The organism is Rickettsia massiliae MTU5, assembly GCF_000016625.1.
Lineage (GTDB): Bacteria > Pseudomonadota > Alphaproteobacteria > Rickettsiales > Rickettsiaceae > Rickettsia > Rickettsia rickettsii.
The window spans coordinates 904174-926261 of the sequence record NC_009900.1 but is presented as its reverse complement, the minus strand read 5'-3'; the positions used below and the strand labels follow the sequence as shown (position 1 = coordinate 926261).

The window sequence follows — 22088 nt, the reverse complement described above, 5'->3', positions numbered from 1 at the left end:
CACCATGCAAGCAACGTCATGAATTCTTATCCCTAGCTGACCCTATCTATTCCTTCATTGATTAAAGCGTCTGCTTTTGATTTATTTTCCCATCCAGTCACTTTAACCCATTTACCTTTTTCTAAATCTTTATAATGCTCAAAGAAATGCACGATACGTTTCTTGAGCATGTCACATAAATCATCTAGCTCTTTAATATGATCGAAAGTAATATCGAGCTTAGAAGTCGGTACTGCGATTATTTTCTCATCAAGTCCTGATTCGTCTTCCATCATCAATACGCCGACTGCTCGGCATTTTATAACCGATCCAGGTACCACCGGATGATGAGCTACGACAAGTACGTCTACCGGATCACCGTCATTTGAAAGAGTATGAGGAATAAAACCGTAATTGCATGGATAGCTCATGGTAGTTTGCATAAAGCGATCAACAAAAACTGCTCCTGATTCTTTGTCAAATTCGTATTTGATTGGACCGCTATTCATCGGAATTTCGATAATTACGTTTATTTCGTAATTATTTGCTTTTGCTTTGATTTTATCTATAAACATGTTTTTATTTATTTGGTTGGTTTAGTTATTTTGCATCATTGCGAGGAGAATTACAACGTAATTCGACTAAGCAATCTCAGGCCTATTTTACTAGATTGCCACGTCGCTTCGCTCCTCGCAATGACGTTGTTATTTCGGAGGTCTGTAATTCTCATCATGCTTTGCAAGTAATTGTCTTGCTATAAATTTTCCGTTCGATAATTGCCCGATGGCAATAATTCCTTGTCCTTTACGAAATAGAGCCGGAAGGGCTCCTTGATATAATATCTCTAAATCCTTAATATTATCGGTAATAACAAAACTTATCTTATCATCAGCAATTTTATTTATTGAGTCTGTTTTAACAAGCCCACCGACTCTTAACTCTTTGCCTTGTTCTATTTCATTAATTTTTGACGGCGGCAAAAAAAATACTATATTTTTCTCTACATTGTAAAGTATTATACTAAGTCCTAAACATGCTGAGCAGAAACAAATAATTATTGTTATTAATCTATTTCTTACTCTCTTTTGCATTAAAGTTCTGTTTATTTTTCAATGAATTGTAATTTAAAAAACTTACAATTAACAATATCGCTAAGGTTAAAAAGGTAAATAAATACGCTACCGATATATAATTATTCATTTCTTAAAAATTCCATAATTTCCTTAGGTGAAGAATCTAAATAGAAATGTTTCAGATATTTTCCGTTTGCATCGATTAAATATGTAAAAGATGAATGATCAAGCATATAGTTCGGGTCGTCATCATCACCATGCACACGAGCATAGAAAACCTTGAATTTATCAGTTACATCTTTTATTTGCTGTTCGTTACCGGTAAGACCTATAAATTTCGGATGAAAATGTTTTAGATATTCTTTAAGTGCTACAGGAGTATCACGTGTTGGGTCAATAGTGATAAAAACAGGTAGAATATCTATTTTATGTTTATTTAAAATTTCTACAATCTCCGTCATTTTATTTAGAGAGGTTGGGCATATATCAGGACAACTAGTAAATCCAAAGTAAATGAGGCTTAAGTTGCCTTTCAACTTATCACTATTAAATATCTCTCCATTTTGGTCTATTAGTTCAAAATCACCGCCGATTTTTACGTTATCTTCATAGATATTAACTTGACCGGCAAGCGGTTTTTCAGGCGTTCTTAAAGATAACAACAAATATAATGCTCCTACTCCTATTAATAAGCTAATTACGATAATTATTTTTATAACATTTGACTGTATTGTCATTAAGATATTATCCATTTTTGCGTTGTCATCCTAGCTGGTCCTGCTGTATGGCTCTTATGTCATGCCTGCGAAAGCAGGAATCCAGAGAAAAGTGAAAATGTCATACCGTGGCTTGACTACGGTATCTTGTATCACAGGCCGTGTCCTGAGATCCCGCAATCAAGTTGCGGGATGACATTAAAGGTTACTGGATTCCTGCTTTCGCAGGCATGACATAAAAAGACCACAAAGTCTACTCTTTTACACAAGCCCTAATTTTTTAGGTTTAAAATATTTTACCCAAATATCTATTAACAATTTAGTAATGATAATCGCCGAAAACATTGAAGATATAATCCCGATCGTTAATGCAACGGCAAAACCTTTTATTGCACCTACTCCAAATATATAAAGTAAAAAAGCAACGATTAAAGTAGTTAGGTTAGCATCAAGGATAGTGGCAAACGCAGATTCAAAACCGGTTCTAATAGCATAAAGATTAGAAATTCCTTTATGCAGTTCCTCTTTAATTCTTTCGTAAATCAATACATTAGCATCAACAGCCATACCCATAGTGAGTATTATTCCTGCAATTCCCGGCAGAGTTAAAGTAGCTTGGAAAAGTGAAAGTAAAGCTAAAATATATAACAATGCAAGGCTTAAGGCTATATTGGCAAATAAACCAAGCACACCGTAAGACCAAACCATAAATATACACACTGCTATAAATCCTATAAGTCCTGCCTTTTTGCCCGACTCTATAGAATCAGCACCCAAATTTGGACCTATACTTCTCTCTTCAATAATTTTAAGTGGGGCAGGAAGCGAACCGGCTCGCAATAATAGTGCAAGCTCATTTGCCGACTCAATGGTAAAATTTCCTGTTATTATACCGCTTCCGCCCATAATCGCTCCGTTTATCGTTGGAGCACTTAGTAATTTATTGTCTAAAACTATAGCAAGGCGTTTACCGGTATTATTTTTGGTTATTTCACCAAATATTTTACTACCTAAATTGTTGAAAGAAAAAGCAACTACCGCTTGCGAATTTTGGTCAAAAGAAGCTGAAGCGGTTGTAAGCTGATCCCCACCCAAAACAACTTTTTTCTTTATAACGACATAATACTCCCCATGACTTTCGCTATCTCCTTTAACTAGCATTGAACCTACTGGAACATGTCCTTTTACCGCTTCTTCGATATTGGCATTTTCATCAACTAAATGAAAAGTTAGCTTTGCAGTTTTCCCTAATATATTCTTCAGGTAAGAGGGATTTTCTTCACCGGGAACTTGCAGTAATATATGCTTATCGCCTTGTTTCTGTAGGGTCGGCTCTTTAGTGCCGGTACTATCAACTCTCATGCGAACGATCTCAATAGATTGGTCTACTACCTTATTAAGTAAGTCATTTAATCTAGATTCGCTGTAGCTAAGCTTTATTTTATTTGCGTTTACTTCAGCGATAATTTCTGGATCGATTTTATTAATTATTTTCTTTAACGGCTTTAATTTCTCAGGCGATCTTACTTCTAATTGAATGCTATTTTGTCTAACTAAAAGATTTTTATAGCCGATTTTATCCTCACGAAAATTTTTGCGTAAAGTGTCGGCAAGATTTTCCATTGAATCATTTAAGTAGGTGTCAAAATCAACATCGAGTAATAAATGGGCTCCTCCTCTAAGGTCAAGTCCTAGATTTACTGAATCATGAGGCAGAAACTTAGAGTTTACTTGCATGAAATTAGGTAAGGCACAAATAACCGCAAAAACCGTACATATAATTGAAAGAACAATTTTCCACTTAGGAAGATTTTGCACCGCTTACCTTCTTATCTTTTTTGTTGTTTTCTTTTTTTACTGCTACTTCTTTTGTACGACTAGTTATATCGATAATAGCACTTTTTAAAGCTTTAATACGTACGTCTTTAGCTATTTCGATTTCAATATTATTGTCATTTTCACTTACTTTAGTCACAATACCGTAAATGCCGCTATTTGTTAGAACTTCTTCGCCTTTTTTAACTTCACTTACTAATTTCTCTCTTTCTTTGCGTCGTGTTTCTTGTGGACGTAATAATAAGAAGTAAAATACAGCAAAAATTAAAACCATCGGTATTAAGCTTGTTAACCCTGATTGTAAAGAATTTGTTTCTACAGGCACTACCTCAGTTTCCTGTATTTCTATAGTGTCGTTATTATTTGCCTGATTATCTTGCGTATTTGCTGACATATGTAATTTCCTAATTGTTGCAATAGCCTTCCTGTATAACCTCTTTCTAAAAGTAATTTGTATACCTTTGATACTTCAAGATTTGGTACGTCAAATTTTGGGCTTCGCCTTTGCTCACGTAGTTTTCTACGCTCTGCAGGCTCACCACTTATTTGGCTTCCAACTTTTGAAGTATCTGTGGTATACATCAATCCGGTACTCGCATCTCACGTACCTTTTTGTACGCTGCGGTGCTGCGTGCTGTGTGTCCTTAAAATTGCTCTTTATAAGATAGGTTATGCACTAAGTCTAATAAAATAAAAATAGCTACCTAATAGCTTTAATGCAAGGGTAAAATAATAATATTAAATGTATTTTATACTAATATAAGTTATCACAAAACCGATAAATGGCTATTTTTATGACAGTTATAACTACTAGAATTTCTAATGAACTAGATATTATACTTTCTAATGTTGCTAAGGAAATCGATAGACCAAAAGGATATATTATACGTAAAGCAATAGAAAGTTATATAGAAGAAAAAGCAGATTTATTAATTGCTTTGTCTCGTATAGAAAAAGGAGAAGAAGTAATTTCATTAGAAGATATTAAGAAAAAATATGGTTTGGAAGATTGAATTTATGATAAACTTACTGATGTCATTTGCAAAAGGGCGTTGTTGCTTAGCTCGAAAAACATGCTCTATGTCATTCCCGCCTACGTGGGAATGACATAAAACGGAACAAATCACTGGAGCGGGTGAAGGGATTTGAACCCTCGACTTCGACCTTGGCAAGGTAGCGCTCTACCCCTGAGCTACACCCGCTTAAATAAAATAACGGCGTTTTAATGTAAAAAGTTTAAGGGGATCAAAATTAATTACATATAAAACGCTTTAGTGCTTTTTAATCTAAGCGAACCTGAATATAAGTAATTATAAGATAAATTGCAAGTATTAAATTAGAAATTTATTGGCATTGCTAAATAAAGATAGATTATTTAATAAATTAACGCCATTGCAAGGAAATTACAAAGTATATTGACTAAGCAATCTAGTTAAAAACTCTGTAAACTAGAATTTTTTATTATTATTTTTTTAGTTGATACGCTCCCTTCAGTCGCTCAGCTCATTACGACACCTGTCTTGAGTTAGCAATGCTATAAAATCTAATTTTGTTAAATTGACTTTTATTTTTATATAAAACAGTATAGTTCTTTATTAATTTTAACTAATCTGTAAAAAAGTATGTGAAGTTACGCAAAAGAACAAAAAAGTTTAGCCCGTAAGCAAAAAGAAGCAATAGGGCTATACTATCGATAGGTACGTTTCTTGAATATTTTGATCTCATGCTCTATGTACACATGGCGGTACTACTTAACGAGCTATTTTTTCCTGAAGCCGATGCACGAGTGGCTTCTCTATATTCTGCCATTGCATATTGTGCAACATATGTATTTAGACCTATCGGTGCTTTAATATTCGGTTGGATAGGAGATACTATAGGTCGTAAGGTAACGGTCATTATTACAACTTTTTTAATGTCGCTTTGTTGTCTTATAATGGCTCATTATAAAAACTTATGCCGCAATTGGTATTACGGCGACTTTGGTAGTAACTGCGTGTCGTATCGCTCAGGGGATGTCCTCTATAGGGGAGGTAGTAGGTGCCGAGCTTTATCTAACCGAAATGAAACATTCCTCAACGTTATTGGGTGGTGGCTTCGCTTGTTGTTTTTATAACTTTAGGTGCAACCGTAGCATTGGCGGTAGGAACACTTGTTACTTCTTTTGGACTTGATTGGCGTATTGCATTTTGGTTTGGAGCAGCTATTGCTATAGTTGGTGCTATTGTAAGGACAAATCTTAGGGAGACTCCAGATTTCATTGATGCAAAAAGACGAATAAAGAAAACTGTAGCACAAACGGGGATAGATAGTAATCGGCTAAAATCAAGCCCTATTTGGAGTGAAAAAATTAATAAACCAACAGCAATAGCTTTCTTTTTTATACATTGTGGAGCCCCGTTATGGTTATATTTATTGCGGTAATATGCTAAAAACTCATTTAATTACAGTGCTGTTCAAGTAATTCATCAAAATTTTATTGTTTGTGGTACAGAATTAATAAGTACAATAATTGTTACTTATTTGGTTTGTAAAATACATCCTTTAAAAGTCCTTAAAGTAAGATTAATAATATTTTCTATTGTAGCCATTATGTCTCCTATCTTACTAAATAATATTATAGAATTACTTTTATTCCCAATTATTTATTGTAGTATTTGCCCCTACTACTTTTCCGGCAGGTGCAGTGTTTTATGCAAGATTTCCAGTATTAAAACGTTTTACATGCGGCAGTTTTATATTTGCTTTATCACGAGCTTTAATGTTTGCAGTTTCTTCTTTTGGAACAATTTACTTGATAGATTATTTTAATCACTGGGGATTATTATTCTTGATTATTCCAATTCTAATTGGTTATACATTTGGAGTAAATCTATTTTATAAAGTGAGAGGAGGAAGCAGAGAGTTATTATTAGAAAAAGCTTTTTGTCTTTCAAGTTCAATATTAAAAACTTTTAGGCATAACTCAGCAAATTCTCGTTCTAGTTTATAATTTATATTAGCAGCGACCAAAAGAAAATTTATTAAAGTCTCTTCAACAATTTTTCTAGCTTTCTCAGGTGATTGAATTCTCAAAGTTTGCACATTATGAATTCGGTCAAATAATTTTATTAATGCCGTATTGTATCTTTTCTCTTTAATTAATAAGTTTTCTTCCCGTAAGATTTAATTCTCGTTAGACCTTCTACGTGTTTTGCTACGTCCAGTCCAAAAATTTCGGTAATTGCTTCTTCAGTTAATTCAGTGTCTTCAATAGTATCATGAAGTAAAGCGGCTTGCAGCATAATAATGTTATAAAGCTTAGGTGCTTCTTCAGCTACAAATTCAGCAAGCATAATTGTTACCTCAATCGGGTGCGAATAATAAGGATCGCCTGATTGACGCATTTGAGAACCGTGTTACGTGCATAGTAGATACCTTTTTTGATTTCGAAGATATCTATAGGATTTTCTACTTTAGTATTTAAATATTCGAGTTTATCAAGTAATTTTTTACTATAAACACAAATTTCAAACTTTTCGTTCCAAGAGCTTATTATATCTTCCATAAAAGTTGTTTCTTATTTCATTATAATTTGTGGGCTATTAATTAAAAAATTAGGCATTGCCTAGAAAAAGTTGATAATTTGAAAAGTTTACGTCATTGCCACGCTCTTTGCAGTCGCTTAGCTCATGACGATATCAACCGTTTCGAGGAAATGCCAAAAATTGCAGTAATAAATAGCTGCAGATTAGGTTCTGTGAAGGAAAATTAAATTAATCTATTTTTGCTATTTTTTGCTGTAAATCATAAGATTTTTTTGAAATAGGAACAACAACTATTACTGCAAAAATCTTATTAATTTTCGCTAAAAAATATCTGAAAATATAAATAATTTAATTTTCCTTCACAGAACCTAAATATTAATCCTAAAGTCAAAATATAACTATGTCAAACTGTAATAGTTTAGAAGTACAAGAGTACGCACAAGCTAGTTCCTTAAATAATACTAATCTAACTGCATCACAGGGTGAGTTAATACTAACTGTTGCAAATTTATTGTTCAAAGAGTCAAATATTAATAATAATCAGAATATACAAAAAGATAATAATATATCTTATGAGAATAATATTAATAATATTATCGACTTTGAAAATCAGGATACAAGTTGTGGTATATGTAAATGTCTTGGAGCTATAGCTACTGTTTGCTGCAATGTGTATATATTTTTATTTGAATAAACACCAAATTTTACACTAAAAAAATATGAGCAAGGCTTAAGAAAGTTAGGAAACCTAGAGCATCGGTTATGGTTGTTAGAAATACACCGGAGCCTGTAGCGGGGTCTATATCAAAATAATGCAGTATTATAGGAATAGCAGAGCCGAATAATCCGGCTACTAAAAAATTTAAAATAACTGCAATAGCAAAAATAACGCTAAGATTTAAGTCAAGCAACATCACAAAGCTAAGTCCTGCTCCGATAATTGCAAGTACAAAACCGTTAAAAGCCGATACGGCTATTTCTTTTAATATAACTTTATTGACATTACTATAATGAATATCTTTATTAGCAAGGGCTCTAACCGTAACGGTCATGGCTTGTGTGCCGGCATTTCCACCCATTGAAGCTACAATAGGCATAGTGGCTGCAAGCGTTACAAGTTTTGCAATAGTATCGTTAAAATGGTTAATGATAAGTGAGGTCATGCAGGCAGTGATTAGATTAACAAAGAGCCAAGGAAAACGATGTTTAACGGTATAAAATACATTGAAGAAAGTATCTTGAGTGTGTACCCCGCTTAATGATAATATATCTTTGCCGGCTTGTTCTTCGATAATATAAATTATATTATCGATTGATACGCTACCTACTAACTTACCGCTTTTATTTACTACCGGTACAATAGTTAAAGCATATTGTCTAAAAATGAAGCTTAGTTCATTTAAGTCGGTAAAAGCATCTGCAAGCTTAAAATCTTTGCTCATCAAATCTTTTATCAATTCATTTTTTTTGCCTTTAATTAGCGTGCTGAGAGAAATAATACCGATAGGGCGTAATTTATTATCCGTAACGATTGCTGCATAAAAGTCATTCTTTACGTTCTTGATAAAATTTAATGATTCCTCGACAGTCCATCCTTCTTGAAGATTAATAAAATCGCGCTCAATTACCCTACCTACCGTATTTTCGGGATATGTACAACCTACGGTAATTTGGTGTTTTTTTTCTTTAGTGAGATTACTTAGGATAAGGTCTTTTATATCATCGTCTAGATCGATTACTACTTCAATAGCATCTTCTATAACTAGCTTATTGATTAATTCTGCAGATTTTTTTATGCCTAAAGTTTCTATTATTAAAGGTTTACTATAAGCATTTAATGATACTAACGTTTCAGGCTTAATTTCATCCTGTAATAAAGGAATAATTATTTTATATGTTTTATTGTTAAGATTATCTAAGAAATCTGCTAAATCGGCATAATGAAGCTTGGCCAGCCTGTTTGCAGCAGCATCATAATTGTGATCTTCGATCAGATCGTTAATTTGATCAAAAATTTCAGCAAATTGATCGTGATGATCTGGTAAGATGCTTTTAAATATATTAAAATTAGGCATAGCCTATTGACCTAATAGTTTATTATAGACTTATTATAATTATTTAAAGCTGGTTTAGCTAGGCTTGGCACAGAATTGTGTACAATTTGCTAATCAATATAAATCACAGAGTACAAATAAGCAATAGTTTTTATTTCAACTCCTTTTCATTTATCAGGAGTATACAATTAGCGCCAACATTTGTTAACAAGAAGAACTTAGGAGTAAATATAAAATCTGAAGTGTCGAAACAGACAAAAATTTGACTTTGTGAAAAACCGGCGAATGGTGCGGTCGAGAAGACTTGAACTTCCAATCTTTTTACAGAACAGCACCCTCAATGCTGCGCGTCTACCAATTTCGCCACGACCGCTTAAGTTTTACTCTATAGCAGATTATGAGTAAAATATCAATAGAGTTCTTTTGATGTCATTTCCGCCTTTCTATGTCATTCCCGCGGAAGCGGGAATGACATAAACTAGCCATGCGACAACACCTTTAGTCGTTTGCAATGACGGCAAAGCTATTCAAGATAAATCAACAACAAAACTAGGTGTAATAGATTGCTTAACAGCAGCTTTCATTAAACTATCTAGTTTTTCATCAATATTATCAAAATCAATATGATATTCTCTAGAATTTCCGGTTAACACTAGGGCAGAGTCTATACCAAGGCGATTTGCTGCAAGTATATCGGTGTAAACAGTGTCCCCAATCATTAACATGCGATTCTTAGGGGTATTATGACATTCTTTTAAAATTTTGCTATATATTTCTTCATATGGCTTACCGCTATAAATTACTTTTCCGCCAAGCTGCTTTATTTTTTCGGCATAATAGCCGCTACAATATCTATAAACACCGTGCTGATTTATTCCAAGGTCAGGATTAGCACAAATATTGACCATTTTACGTTGTACAACAATTTTAAATAATTCATCGAATTCGTTTAAATCTAAATTTTCGTTTTCATCTCTGTAAATAGTCATTAAGAAAATATTAGCTTTGTTAATATCATCAGTGATAGGATATTGAATTCTGTTTATTATATCATTTTCTAAATGTCCTAAATGATATATTACTGGTTTTTCTATACCGAACCGCTCTTTACTTTCTAGTATCATTTCTACTGCTATTTCGCCTGAGCTAATGATCATTTCCGGTTCTGCATTTAATCCCCAAGATTTAATTGTTTGATGCAGTGACAAAATATTTCGGGGAGCATTAGTGACAAAATATACTTTTTTTCGTTCAATAATCTTATTGATATTTTGTACGACGCCCGGATAGGTACGCCCCCCTTCAATTATTACCCCCCAAAGATCGAATAAAAACACGTCATAATCATTAATTACGTCGAAAATATTTTTTAACTTTAATATATTCATTGTTATCTCGCTAATTTGGTATTGACTAGAATCAATTGATATCGTCATTGCGAGCAGCCGTAGGCTGCGTGGCAATCCCGCAAATATCCTGAGATTGCGGACGTACAATTACTTCGTAATTTTCTTGCAATGACGTAAACTTTTTAAATTATCAATCTTTATTTTGTTATCTCGTCAATTTTAAATCAAGAAACTTTACTATTTTAATAAGTTACATTATAGTCATTTTTATTGTTTCTAGCAACAAGTAATAGAGCCAAATATATAATATGTCGGAAATTGAAGAAAAATTTAACGAATCATCATACGGTGCTGATTCCATAAAGGTTTTAAAAGGTCTTGAAGCCGTAAGAAAAAGACCGGGAATGTATATCGGGGATGTTGGAGACGGGTCGGGTCTACATCATATGATTTATGAAGTAGTCGACAACGCTATCGACGAGTCGCTTGCCGGTTATTGCAATCTAGTACGAGTAACATTAAATAAAAACGGTTCAGTAACCGTATCCGATAACGGGCGAGGTATACCCGTTGAAATTCATGAAGAAGAAGGAATATCGGCAGCTGAAGTTATTATGACGCAACTTCACGCCGGCGGTAAGTTTGACCAGAACACTTATAAGGTTGCAGGCGGTCTACACGGTGTCGGTGTATCGGTTGTAAATGCTCTTTCTGAATGGCTTGAGCTGCGTATTTGGCGTAATAATAAGGAATATTTGATTAGATTTAATAACGGTATAACGGAAGCTCCGCTTGCGGTTGTCAAAGAAAATATTGATAAAAAAGGTACGGAAGTTACTTTTTTTCCGTCTGTAGAAACGTTTACTAATATAGAATTTGATTTCGGCACTATAGAGCATCGTCTTCGTGAGCTTGCTTTTTTAAATTCAGGCGTAAAGATTTTACTCGTCGATAATCGCTTTGAAGAAGTTAAAAAAGTAGAGTTTTATTATACGGGCGGTATAGAAGCTTATGTAAAATATATAGACAGAGCGAAGCACGCTATCCATCCATGTATAGTAGTTAATACGGAGAATGTTGAGTCCGGTATGAGCTTTGAGCTTGCGATGCATTGGAACGATTCTTATCATGAAAATATTTTATGCTTTACTAATAATATTAGGCAGCGTGATGGCGGAACTCATCTTAGTGCTTTCAAATCAGCGATAACACGTGTTATTACCTCGTATCTTGATACTACTAATAAAAAAGCTAAAAATGACTTTAGCGGTGACGATACTAGGGAAGGACTATGTTGTGTGCTTTCCGTTAAAGTTCCTGATCCTAAATTTTCTTCTCAAACAAAAGATAAGCTAGTAAGCTCCGAAGTACGACCGGTTGTTGAGAATGCCGTTTATACAAAGGTTCTTGAGTGGTTTGAAGAGCATCCAGCGGAAGCTAAGGCAATTATAGCTAAGATTATGGAAGCTGCGAATGCTCGTGAAGCTGCTAGAAAAGCAAGGGAACTCACTCGAAGAAAATCAGCTTTAGAAGTCTCGAATTTACCAGGTAAACTTGCAGATTGCCATGCAAAAGATCCTGCTATTTCAGAATTGTTTATTGTTGAGGGGGACTCTGCGGGCGGTACTGCAAAGCAGGGTAGGGATAGCAAAATTCAGGCTATATTGCCTTTGCGTGGTAAAATTTTGAACGTTGAACGTGCAAGATTTGATAAAATGCTCGGTTCGGACCAAATCGGTACGTTAATTACAGCTCTTGGAATTAGTGTTGAACGAGAATTTTCCTTAGAAAAGCTTAGATACCATAAAGTTATTATTATGACCGATGCTGATGTTGACGGCTCGCACATTAGAACTTTATTACTCACGTTTTTCTATCGTCATATGCCTGAGCTAATAAATAAAGGCTATCTATATATAGCTCAGCCACCGCTTTATAAAGTAAAGAAAGGAGCAGCCGAGCTTTATTTAAAGAATGAGCAAGCGCTGCAAGATTATTTGATCAAATCAACTATTAATGATACAACCTTAATTCTAGACTGTAAAGAGCAGTTAGTGGGTGATAATTTAGAAGAGCTAATTAATAAAGTAGTTAAGTTTAACGGCTTGCTTGACCATGCTAGCAAAAAATTTAATCGCTCAATTACCGAAATTCTTGCGATTAATGACTTACTTAATAACAAAATATTTGAGCCTGAAAGTGATTTAAGACTTAAAAAAGCTTTAGATGTTTTAAATAGCTTAGAAGATTCGCCTGATAAGACTAATTGGGAAGTTTTAAAACATGAAAATAAAATAGAGTTCTTCCGCTTTAGTAGGGGTTTAAAAGAAAGTAAAATATTATTGAAAGAGCAGTTAGAATCATTTGAGTTTGTACAAATATCAAAGCTTGCTTTAACGATTTTTGATATATTTAGTAAGCAATTAAAGCTTATAGTGAAAAGTCAGGAATTCGATATTTTAACACCGAGTCAGTTGTTAAATACCATTATAGAATGCGGAAAAAGAGGTATAAATATTCAGCGTTTTAAGGGTCTTGGTGAGATGAATTCCGACCAGCTATGGGAAACTACTCTTGATCCTACAAAAAGAACTTTGCTTCAGGTAAGAGTTGCAGAAATTGATGAAGCAGAAGGCATTTTCTCTACTTTAATGGGTGACGTTGTTGAACCTCGCAGGTTATTTATCCAAGCAAATGCGTTGAATGTCGTGAATTTGGATGTGTAGTATAATCGCTGTCATACCGTGGCTTGACCACGGTATCCAGAAAATAACTAAAAATACTAATATTAGTATTTTTAACTGGATCCCGCGATTAAGTCGCGGGATGACAATTTAATCAGTTTTCCCTCGCAAAATGACGTTACAATTTTATCAAAATAATTTATGCACAAATTAATTATTCACGGTGGTAAACCTCTGAAAGGTAGTATTAATATTAGCGGTGCTAAAAATGCCGTGCTACCTATTATGGCAGCGTCTATTCTTACCGATAAACTGCATATTACTAATGTTCCAAAGTTAACGGATGTTGGTACTATGAAAGATTTGCTCCGAAGTCACGGGGCAGATATTGAAATAATAGAACATCAAGATGAATTTGAGCTTATAATTAATACCGAAAATATAAATAACTTTACTGCAGATTATGAAATAGTCCGTAAAATGAGAGCATCGATTTGGGTGCTTGGTCCTTTGCTTACCAAATACGGTAAAGCAAAAGTATCGCTTCCGGGTGGTTGTGCTATTGGAGCAAGGCAAGTAGATTTGCATATTGCTGTATTAAAAGCTATGGGAGCTACGATTGAAATAGAAGACGGTTATATTAACGCTTCAAGTAAAGGACGCTTAAAAGGTACTCATTTTGTTTTTGATAAAGTTTCCGTAGGTGCTACGATTAATGCAATACTTGCAGCTGTTTTAACAGAGGGGGAAACTGTGCTTTTTAATTGCGGTCGAGAGCCGGAAATAGTTGATTTATGTAATTGTCTTATCACAATGGGAGCCGATATTGCAGGTATCGGCACTAGCGAAATAACAATTAAAGGCAAGGATTCTTTAAATAAAGCGAGCTATAAAGTACTTTCTGATCGTATTGAAGCCGGTACTTATATGTTTGCGGCAGCTATTACTAAAGGTGATGTAAAAATTTGTGGGATTGATTACCATATTGTAGAAAATATAGCTTTAAAACTTATCGAAACAGGTATAAAAGTCGTGCCGATCAATAACGGAGTTCAAGTAACTTATGAAGGGAAGTTAAATTCAGTTGATTTAGAAACTAATCCCTATCCTGGCTTTGCTACTGATTTGCAAGCTCAATTTATGAGCCTTATGACGCTTAGTAGCGGTGTTTCAATGATCACCGAGAATATTTTTGAAAATCGTTTCATGCATGTCCCTGAATTATGTAGAATGGGAGCAGATATAGTAGTACGAGGTAATAAGGCGGTTGTTCGAGGTGTAGAAATGTTAAAAGGCGCAGAAGTTATGGCAAGTGATCTTAGAGCTTCGGTATCGTTAATACTCGCCGGTCTTAGTACTAATAGCAAAACCGTATTACACCGAATATATCATTTAGATCGTGGCTTCCAAGATTTAGAAAAAAAATTAAGTAATTGCGGTGCAGATATAAAAAGGGTATAATATACTCGATCAACTTCAAAAATTGGCTACGTCGTTCTACAAGAGCTGCGGTACTCACGTATTAAGTGCTGCGTTCCTTGCCTTGTGAACTCCTTGCTCTTTTTGAAGTTGATCTCCGTATACTCGTTTCCTATTTATTTGTAGTATACTATTTTGAACGGAGAAAAATTATGGCAAGAATTACAGCAGAAGATTGTAATAAAATTATACCGGATAGGTTTCGGCTTGTTGTCCTAGCAACAAGATATGCTAAATTATTAAACTATAAAGTAGAAACTAATCAAATCAAAAAAGAAAAGCGTGATAAGCCTCCTGTTATCGCATTACGTAGAATTGCTGCCGGAAAAGTATCGGTAGCTCAGTTAGAACAAGATTTAATAAATAGTCTGCGTACAAGAACTATGATAGAGTCGTTTGTTAATCAAGATGAATCAGAAGATGTAGAAGAAAAATTTGAGTATTTACCTGAAGTTTATATTGGGGAAGATTATTCTGATTTAGATGATCAAATCTTTATTGATGAGAATGGCGAAGATTATGACACCGATAAGTAAATGCTTATCGGTGTTGGTACTGATATAGTACAAATTCCTAGAATCGAAAAAATATTACATTTATATCCGGAACTTTTTGCTAAAAAAATTCTAACTTCACAGGAATTAAAACAGTTTGTTTTGTTGGGGAAAATACACCATGCTGCTTTTTTAGCCAAGCGTTTTGCTGCTAAAGAGGCTGTTAGTAAAGCCTTTGGAGTCGGTATAGGTCAAGGTATAAATTTTAAAGATATTACTATACTAAATAATGATTTAGGTAAGCCTATAGTAGAAGTTAGCTCAAACTATACAAACAAACTCTCTCCTTTTAATATTCACCTTTCTCTTGCTGATGATTATCCTGTATGCGTAGCGTTTGCTGTGATTGAGAGTAGTTATAATGTTATTCTTGGGTAGAGGTGTTACTGTGTGTACCCTATGTCATTCCCGCGGAGGCATTGTTGCGTGGATACCCAAACCGTTATTGCGAGGAGCGAAGCGACGTGGCAATCTCACGCAGTAATAACAAACTTCTGGGATTGCTTCGTCAAAACTTACAGTTTTTCCTCGTAATGACGCCTTGGTATGCGGGGAATGCCCGCTCTCGCAATGACAAAATATAAATTACGATCCGGCTTTGCTGTCTGCTTTAGGTAACATGATTTTTAAATCAGCTTTAGCTTCTAAATCAGAAATATATTTCTTTAGTACTTCTGCAGCTAATATATTATCAATAGTTACTTTTGCTTCTTCTTTTGTTGGAATAGGCACAGGTTTTTTCTCAAGCACTTTGATAATATGCCAACCGAAATCGGTTTTTACAGGAGTTGAAACTTCATTTACTTTTAAAGCAAAAGCTTTCTTTTCAAATTCCGGTACTAACTGCCCAGGTTGATTTAGTAGAATGTAACCGACAACGCCGCCGTTTGAAGCTGAAGCTTTATCAAGAGATAACTCTTCTGCAAGCTTAGTAAAGTTTCCGCCTTTGCTTAATTTGGTTTTTATATCATTAGCTTCTTTTTGAGATTTAACTAAAATATGAGCGACTTTTATTTGTTCTTTACCTTTAAGATTACCGACATATTTACTATATTCGTCATCAAACATCTTATCTGTAATGTTAGATTTTATGTAGTTTGCTAGTAATTCTTGTTGAGCTAATTGATTTTTTGCATTTTCAAGTTTTTCTTGGAATTCTTTAGAAGAAGTAATATTTGACTTAGCAACTTCTTCTTTTAACAAAAGATTATTAACATAAATTTTTATTAATTTTTCCTGATCTTGTGGTGGAAAATCATCAAAATTTTTGATTGTTTCACCTGATTGAAGATTAAGCTGAGGCTTAAATTCTTTCATAATTTGCGATTCTTTTACTTCACCGCCTTTATAGGTAGCAACTACCTTGTCTTTATCAGCAAAAGCAATACCGGAAAGCATGCTAACTGATAAAAATATAACAGATAATTTTTTCATTTATGACTCATAATTGTATTAAATATAAGCTTAAATTTTATAAAAATAATATATAACCGTCAACAGCTATTTGAGAATATTTTATTTATTAATAATAATTTGCAAATATTTGTAGTAAGCAAATGCCTTTCAATAAAAAATTATTCATTTAAATAAAATTATAACATTTGATAATTTTATAAAATATACCTATATTTAAGTACTAAAATACTAAAAATATCATAAGGACTTTAATGCTTTCTATTTTAAAAAAACTTTTCGGTACTGCAAATGATCGTACTGTAAAAAAACTATTTTCCGAAATTACAAAAATTAACTCGCTTGAACCTGCTATACAAAAATTATCAGATGAGGAGTTGAAGAATAAAACTGTGGAGTTTAAAGAAAAGCTTAAAAACGGAGCTACTTTAGACGATATAGTATATGAGGCGTTTGCGGTAGTTAGGGAAGCAGCTAGAAGAGTTTGCGGTATGCGTCATTTTGACGTTCAGCTTATAGGCGGCCTGATATTACATCGAGGCATGATTACCGAAATGCGTACCGGTGAGGGTAAGACCTTAGTTGCAACGCTTCCTGCTTACTTAAATGCTTTAACCGGAAAAGGTGTACATGTTGTAACCGTAAATGATTATCTAGCAAGCCGTGATTCTGCTTCCATGGGTAAAATTTACAATTTTTTAGGTTTATCGGTTGGATGTATTGTTGGCGGTATGCCTGATGAGATAAAACGAGCCGCCTATAACGCCGATATTACTCATGCAACAAATAATGAACTCGGTTTCGATTATTTAAGGGATAATATGAAGTATAGCTTGCAGGAGCGGGTACTTCGTCCTTTTAATTTTGCTATCATCGATGAGGTTGATTCGATTTTGATAGATGAAGCAAGAACGCCGCTCGTTATCTCGGGTCCGGTTAATGATAATTCAGAATTATACGGTAAAATTGATAAAATAGTACGTCTGCTTAATGCAAGTGATTTTGAAAAAGACGAAAAATTAAAAACTATCAATTTAACGGAAACCGGCATTACACATATAGAATCGCTTTTAAGTAAAGAAAATATTATAAAACCGGATACCGGTTTATATGATTTTGAGAATTTAACTTTAGTACATTATGTTAACCAAGCCTTAAGAGCTCATAATATGTTTACTGTTAATGTAGATTATTTGGTGCGTGAAGGTAAAGTAATGATTATTGATGAGTTTACCGGTCGTGTAATGGAAGGGCGTAGATATTCGGAAGGGTTACATCAAGCATTAGAAGCAAAAGAAAATGTAAAAATTCAAAATGAGAACCAAACTTTAGCATCTATTACTTTCCAAAATTATTTTCGTAATTATCCTAAATTATCGGGTATGACCGGTACGGCTATGACCGAAGCACCGGAACTAAAAGATATATATAATCTCGATGTGGTCGCAGTCCCAACCCATAATAAAGTTACAAGGCTTGACCTTGATGACGAAATTTACGGCAGTAAAAAAGAAAAATATGATGCTATCTTAAAGCTAATTAAGGATTGTTACGATCGTGGACAGCCTATACTTGTCGGTACGATAAGCATAGAAAAGTCAGAAGAACTTTCAAGCGTTTTAAATAAAGAAAAAATCCCTCATAAAGTATTAAACGCCAAATTTCATGAGCAGGAAGCTTTTATTATTGCTCAAGCAGGTAGGTTTAAGGCAGTAACGATTGCAACTAATATGGCAGGGCGCGGTACTGATATTATGCTTGGCGGTAATCCTGAAATGTTAATAGAACAGCTGGATAAAGAACATAATTATGAAGCTAAAATAGCTGAAATAAAAGCTCAAATTGCCGAAGAAAAGAAGCAGGTTATTGAGGCAGGCGGCTTATTTGTGATAGGTACGGAAAGGCATGAAAGCCGTAGGATAGATAATCAGCTAAGAGGAAGATCAGGTAGACAAGGTGATCCTGGTAAAACTAAGTTTTTCCTATCGCTTGATGACGATTTAATGCGTATTTTTGCATCAGATCGTATATCAGGAGTCCTAAGAACACTTGGATTGAAAGACGGAGAGGCTATCCACCATCCGATGATTAGTCGTTCACTTGAGAAAGCGCAGCAAAAAGTGGAAGGACATAACTACGAAATGCGTAAAAATTTATTACGTTTTGATGATGTAATGAATGACCAACGTAAGATAATATACGAGCAACGTACTGAAATTATTAAATCTAAAGATAGTCACGGTTTCTTAAATAGTACTACTGAGGAACTCGCCAAAAAGATAGTATTAACTTTCATGCCGGTAGGCTCTTATAGAGAAGATTGGGATATAGAGAATTTAAGCGTAGAATTACATCGTGTTTTTTCTATAAAATTTGATCATAATGTAGTAAGTAAAAATGATGTAACGGAAGAAGAAATCACGAAGACCGTTATACAAATGGCTCATGATATATATAAGTCAAAAGAAGAAGCCTATAGTAGTGAGTTAATGCATAATGCCGTGAAATATATTTTACTAACTACCCTTGATCAAGTTTGGAAAGATCATTTATATAGCTTAGATCATTTAAGACAAGGCATATCTCTTCGAGCTTATGCCCAAAAAGACCCTCTTAGTGAGTATAAAAGAGAAGCATTTAACTTATTCGAGCAGATGCTTAATAATTTAAAAGAATTATTTATTCAAACCGTATACCATTTCCATATTGACTTAAAACATGTTCAAAAAGAAGATGTTTCGCTTGAGTATAAAAAACTTCAGCAAAATATGCGTGAGAGTCGGGAAGATCCGGCATTTAGTAAATATAACGCAGGAAGTAGCCTTGAGACTGACCTTAAACCAGTCGTATCACGCATTGACCCAAAAGATAGAAACCCTGACGATCCTACTAGTTGGGGTAGGGTATCTCGTAATGAGCTATGCCCGTGCGGTTCAGGCAAGAAATATAAATATTGTCATGGTGCACATGAATAGATGAAAACCACTTTACCTCAGCGTTCTCTAAAAATCCAAGCTAGGCTTAATTTTATAGTGCAGCAAATTCTAGATATTGCACAAGATAAAATCGCTATGATTATCGTGTATGGCTCTTTTGCAAGAGGTGATTGGGTGCGTGATCTACCTAACGGTTACCATAGCGATACCGATATTTTGATAATTCTGAAGAAAGGTAAATATAAAGGATATACTGCTTTAAGATTAAAAGATACAATATATACCAAATTAAAAAAGACAGGAGTAATAAAGCCTCAAATTATCCCATATGACTCACGAATATCAATAATTCTTGAATCAATAGATGAAGTAAACAGGCAGTTAGAAAAAGGACGTTATTTTTATACGGATATAAAAAAAGAAGGCATTCTTTTATATGATAGCAAGGAATTTACACTTAGCAAAGCTAAAGATTTCCCTTGGAGCGAGATGAAAGAAATTGCTAAAGATTACTATGAAGAATGGTTTAGAAGTGGATGCGGGTTTTTGATTGATTGCAAATATCCATTTGAAAGAGATGAATTAAACAAAAGTGCTTTTTATCTTCATTAAGCTACGGAGAGTTTTTACAGTAGCATCTTGTTAGTTTTTTCCAATTACAAACCTAAATTGCATGATATAGAAGAATTAGGGAGTATGGCAGAAAATTATAATAATGAGTTATTGCAAGTATTTCCTATAGCAACCCCTGAGCAAAAAGAATGTTTTGAGTGACTTCAAAAAGCTTATGTTGACGCAAGATATGATAAAAACTATTAAATAGTAATTTAACTCTGTTGCTAAAGTCAAATAGAGTAGTGCAAGATATAGAACATTATGTAAAACAATGTAGCTTTGAAAATGTTTTCAAAGAGTCTATTTTTCTTGATAAAGTGGGCGTAGTAAGGAGTTTAAATGAATTAGGTGCAGTATCTACTACTGAACTATCTTCGGCATCTACAAATAATGCACTAAAAGTTGCTAAATGGTTAGTTGAAGAAAAAAGCAAATGTTAATGTGTAGTGATATTTTGAAGGATACTCCTTGAAATTCAGCCGCACGTCACGGAAATTATAAAGTAGCAGAATATCTAATATCAAAAGGCGCTGCAGTAAACGGGAACGATGGAGCTTGGCTAGGATCACCTTTATATGAAGCGGTAAGCACTTTAATGTAGCAAAATTATTACTTAAGAACGGAGCTGAGGTGGATCAAAAAAAATCCGGAGGAATACCTTTGCATGCGGTTGCTAAAAACGTTCGATGTATTTCTAAAGATATTAAGGATGATGAAATATATGAGCTGTTAGTATCATATGGTGCTGATATCAACGCAAAAGTAGAATTTAAAGGAGTAGGGTTTAGTATATATGATGGAAAAACGATATCAGAAATAGTAGAATTTAAAATAGCATTCGTCGGTGAAAGTGAAGTAATAACGGAAGAATAATGATGTTTTGAGATATCTTAATATTTATAGGCATTGTCTAGAAATTGTTGATACTGTCATTGTAAGCGGCTGTAGGCTCCTGTTGCATGGATACCAAATCGTCATTGCGAGCAGCCGTAGGCTGCGTGGCAATCTTATGCAATAACAAACTCCTGAGATTGCTTCGTCAATTACTTTGTAATTTTCCTCGCAATGACGTAAACTTTTCAAATTATCAACTTTTTCTAGGCAATGTCTATGTATCAACACGGTAGTTATTGACAAGTTTAGGAAAAAGTTTTATATTCTTCACAAGTTTAAGAAAAAGTTAATAGTATATGTCTAAAGCAAAAACAGCTTCCAAAAATAACCCGACTTCTAGGGAACAGGCTAAAGAATATTTTCATAACGGTCAGAAAATCAAACCGGTCAAGCTTATTGCTGCTCAAAAGTCTTTTCTAGCTGCCGAATATGAATCTTCCGGAGATTTAGTCGTAGGGAGCAATGGTCAGCCATTACCTTGGGGATTAGTTAAAAGTTTATCTTAATATTTTCACTTCCAAAAACCTCGCCAATAAATAATCGGGGGCATAGCTCAGGGGTAGAGCATCTGCTTTGCACGCAGAGGGTCAAGGGTTCGATTCCCTTTGCCTCCACCACTTCCGATAAGGATTTCAAGTTTTTTTGAAATTTAGTAAAAACTTTGAATGTTCCTTTTGTTTTAATTTTCACTCCATGTCTTGCTAAAAAAATATTCTGTACCTACTATTGGTTATGGGAAGTATTTATAACAGCAAAATCTAGGCAAAAACAATATAATCTACATACTCAAAAGCTGAGGTTACTATTTACTTGAGAAAGAAATACACGAAGCTTTGCTAGAACTCAGTAATTATAGTAGTGAAGAGAATAATAAATTATTAAATACAACTTATTGACTTATTAATATTATTTTCTTATAAATTAACAAAAAAATAAGGACTATGAGTGGTACAACAAAAAATATAAATGCAAAGGGAGC

At 34.1% G+C, this 22088-nt stretch carries 23 protein-coding genes, 3 tRNA genes and 2 pseudogenes; 16 read left to right on the top strand and 12 right to left on the bottom strand.

Annotation, left to right across the window (positions count from 1 at the left end):
• Positions 1–32: 32 nt before the first annotated feature.
• The 6 genes from ppa to RMA_RS08635 form a co-directional block, all read right to left on the bottom strand.
• Positions 33–554, bottom strand: coding sequence for an inorganic diphosphatase (gene ppa, locus RMA_RS05035; protein ID WP_014120980.1), 522 nt, complete (start codon positions 552–554; stop codon positions 33–35).
• Between the two features lie 129 nt (positions 555–683).
• The gene (gene ccmE, locus RMA_RS05030) at positions 684–1070 is read right to left on the bottom strand and encodes a cytochrome c maturation protein CcmE (protein WP_041404787.1); all 387 of its coding nucleotides are present in this window, start codon (positions 1068–1070) and stop codon (positions 684–686) included.
• 101 nt (positions 1071–1171) lie between these two features.
• Entirely contained in the window at positions 1172–1789 is a 618-nt protein-coding gene (locus RMA_RS05025; RefSeq protein ID WP_014365621.1) for an SCO family protein, read from the bottom strand.
• A gap of 240 nt (positions 1790–2029) precedes the next feature.
• On the bottom strand, positions 2030–3586 hold the full coding sequence (gene secD, locus RMA_RS05020) for a protein translocase subunit SecD (protein WP_012152973.1): 1557 nt from the start codon (positions 3584–3586) through the stop codon (positions 2030–2032).
• Entirely contained in the window at positions 3570–3998 is a 429-nt protein-coding gene (gene yajC, locus RMA_RS05015; protein ID WP_014392334.1) for a preprotein translocase subunit YajC, read from the bottom strand. Before yajC ends, secD begins: the two co-directional genes overlap by 17 nt.
• Complete coding sequence (locus tag RMA_RS08635) at positions 3950–4189, bottom strand: palindromic element RPE5 domain-containing protein (protein ID WP_081427896.1); 240 nt, start codon at positions 4187–4189, stop codon at positions 3950–3952. The genes yajC and RMA_RS08635 overlap by 49 nt, the downstream gene beginning before the upstream one ends.
• 197 nt (positions 4190–4386) lie before the next feature.
• Between RMA_RS08635 and RMA_RS05010 the strand changes: the two genes are divergently transcribed.
• Entirely contained in the window at positions 4387–4617 is a 231-nt protein-coding gene (locus RMA_RS05010) for a DUF6290 family protein (RefSeq protein WP_011271280.1), read from the top strand.
• 114 nt (positions 4618–4731) lie between these two features.
• Here the strand turns inward: RMA_RS05010 and RMA_RS05005 are convergent.
• Positions 4732–4806, bottom strand: a tRNA-Gly gene (locus RMA_RS05005).
• Between the two features lie 521 nt (positions 4807–5327).
• Here RMA_RS05005 and RMA_RS09940 point away from each other — a divergent pair.
• The 3 genes and pseudogenes from RMA_RS09940 (at position 5328) to RMA_RS12060 (ending at position 6519) form a co-directional block, all read left to right on the top strand.
• Entirely contained in the window at positions 5328–5720 is a 393-nt protein-coding gene (locus RMA_RS09940) for an MFS transporter (RefSeq protein ID WP_337998651.1), read from the top strand.
• A 20-nt stretch (positions 5721–5740) separates the two neighbouring features.
• A complete protein-coding gene (locus tag RMA_RS04995) occupies positions 5741–6028 on the top strand; it encodes a hypothetical protein (RefSeq protein WP_041405026.1) in 288 nt (95 codons plus the stop codon).
• A 156-nt stretch (positions 6029–6184) separates the two neighbouring features.
• Positions 6185–6519: pseudogene (locus RMA_RS12060) on the top strand (proline/betaine transporter).
• On the opposite strand, the pseudogene RMA_RS09450 reads toward RMA_RS12060, so the two are convergent.
• Positions 6518–7151 (bottom strand): annotated as a pseudogene (locus RMA_RS09450) (HD domain-containing protein); the annotation flags it as partial. The pseudogenes RMA_RS12060 and RMA_RS09450 overlap by 2 nt on opposite strands.
• 380 nt (positions 7152–7531) lie before the next feature.
• Between RMA_RS09450 and RMA_RS04980 the strand changes: the two are divergent.
• Positions 7532–7825 carry a hypothetical protein gene (locus RMA_RS04980; protein ID WP_041404784.1) on the top strand — a complete coding sequence of 98 codons (294 nt, stop codon included), beginning with the start codon at positions 7532–7534 and terminating at the stop codon, positions 7823–7825.
• Positions 7826–7835: 10 nt separating this feature from the next.
• Here the strand turns inward: RMA_RS04980 and mgtE are convergent, their stop codons facing one another.
• From mgtE to RMA_RS04965, 3 genes are all read right to left on the bottom strand, one after another.
• Positions 7836–9206: a magnesium transporter gene (mgtE, locus tag RMA_RS04975; protein WP_012152970.1), complete on the bottom strand. Its 1371-nt coding sequence runs from the start codon at positions 9204–9206 to the stop codon at positions 7836–7838.
• Between the two features lie 265 nt (positions 9207–9471).
• Positions 9472–9558: transfer RNA gene (locus RMA_RS04970), tRNA-Leu, on the bottom strand.
• Positions 9559–9712: 154 nt separating this feature from the next.
• The gene (locus tag RMA_RS04965) at positions 9713–10573 is read right to left on the bottom strand and encodes a TIGR01459 family HAD-type hydrolase (protein WP_014365630.1); all 861 of its coding nucleotides are present in this window, start codon (positions 10571–10573) and stop codon (positions 9713–9715) included.
• A gap of 269 nt (positions 10574–10842) precedes the next feature.
• Here RMA_RS04965 and gyrB point away from each other — a divergent pair, with 269 nt between their 5' ends.
• The 4 genes from gyrB to acpS all read left to right on the top strand — a co-directional run bounded on the left by gyrB (position 10843) and on the right by acpS (position 15629).
• A complete protein-coding gene (gene gyrB / locus RMA_RS04960) occupies positions 10843–13260 on the top strand; it encodes a DNA topoisomerase (ATP-hydrolyzing) subunit B (RefSeq protein ID WP_041404783.1) in 2418 nt (805 codons plus the stop codon).
• A 159-nt stretch (positions 13261–13419) separates the two neighbouring features.
• The gene (murA, locus tag RMA_RS04955) at positions 13420–14679 is read left to right on the top strand and encodes a UDP-N-acetylglucosamine 1-carboxyvinyltransferase (RefSeq protein ID WP_012152967.1); all 1260 of its coding nucleotides are present in this window, start codon (positions 13420–13422) and stop codon (positions 14677–14679) included.
• 170 nt (positions 14680–14849) lie between these two features.
• Complete coding sequence (rpoZ, locus tag RMA_RS04950; protein ID WP_041404782.1) at positions 14850–15233, top strand: DNA-directed RNA polymerase subunit omega; 384 nt, start codon at positions 14850–14852, stop codon at positions 15231–15233.
• Positions 15234–15629, top strand: a complete 396-nt coding sequence (gene acpS / locus RMA_RS04945; protein ID WP_012152965.1) for a holo-ACP synthase — start codon at positions 15234–15236, stop codon at positions 15627–15629.
• Between the two features lie 207 nt (positions 15630–15836).
• Here acpS and RMA_RS04940 read toward each other — a convergent pair whose 3' ends face one another.
• Positions 15837–16685, bottom strand: a complete 849-nt coding sequence (locus RMA_RS04940) for a peptidylprolyl isomerase (protein WP_012152964.1) — start codon at positions 16683–16685, stop codon at positions 15837–15839.
• Positions 16686–16918: 233 nt separating this feature from the next.
• Between RMA_RS04940 and secA the strand changes: the two genes are divergently transcribed.
• The 7 genes from secA to RMA_RS04905 all read left to right on the top strand — a co-directional run bounded on the left by secA (position 16919) and on the right by RMA_RS04905 (position 21726).
• The gene (gene secA, locus RMA_RS04935) at positions 16919–19639 is read left to right on the top strand and encodes a preprotein translocase subunit SecA (RefSeq protein WP_041404781.1); all 2721 of its coding nucleotides are present in this window, start codon (positions 16919–16921) and stop codon (positions 19637–19639) included.
• Complete coding sequence (locus tag RMA_RS04930) at positions 19640–20212, top strand: nucleotidyltransferase domain-containing protein (protein ID WP_238375409.1); 573 nt, start codon at positions 19640–19642, stop codon at positions 20210–20212.
• Between the two features lie 27 nt (positions 20213–20239).
• Positions 20240–20374: a hypothetical protein gene (locus RMA_RS11785; RefSeq protein WP_274377905.1), complete on the top strand. Its 135-nt coding sequence runs from the start codon at positions 20240–20242 to the stop codon at positions 20372–20374.
• Between the two features lie 62 nt (positions 20375–20436).
• A complete protein-coding gene (locus RMA_RS04925) occupies positions 20437–20655 on the top strand; it encodes a hypothetical protein (RefSeq protein WP_148194414.1) in 219 nt (72 codons plus the stop codon).
• Positions 20656–20845: 190 nt separating this feature from the next.
• A complete protein-coding gene (locus RMA_RS04915; protein ID WP_041404780.1) occupies positions 20846–21088 on the top strand; it encodes an ankyrin repeat domain-containing protein in 243 nt (80 codons plus the stop codon).
• A 317-nt stretch (positions 21089–21405) separates the two neighbouring features.
• Positions 21406–21615, top strand: coding sequence for a hypothetical protein (locus tag RMA_RS04910; protein ID WP_004998070.1), 210 nt, complete (start codon positions 21406–21408; stop codon positions 21613–21615).
• A 36-nt stretch (positions 21616–21651) separates the two neighbouring features.
• Positions 21652–21726, top strand: a tRNA-Ala gene (locus RMA_RS04905).
• Positions 21727–22088 lie beyond the last annotated feature (362 nt).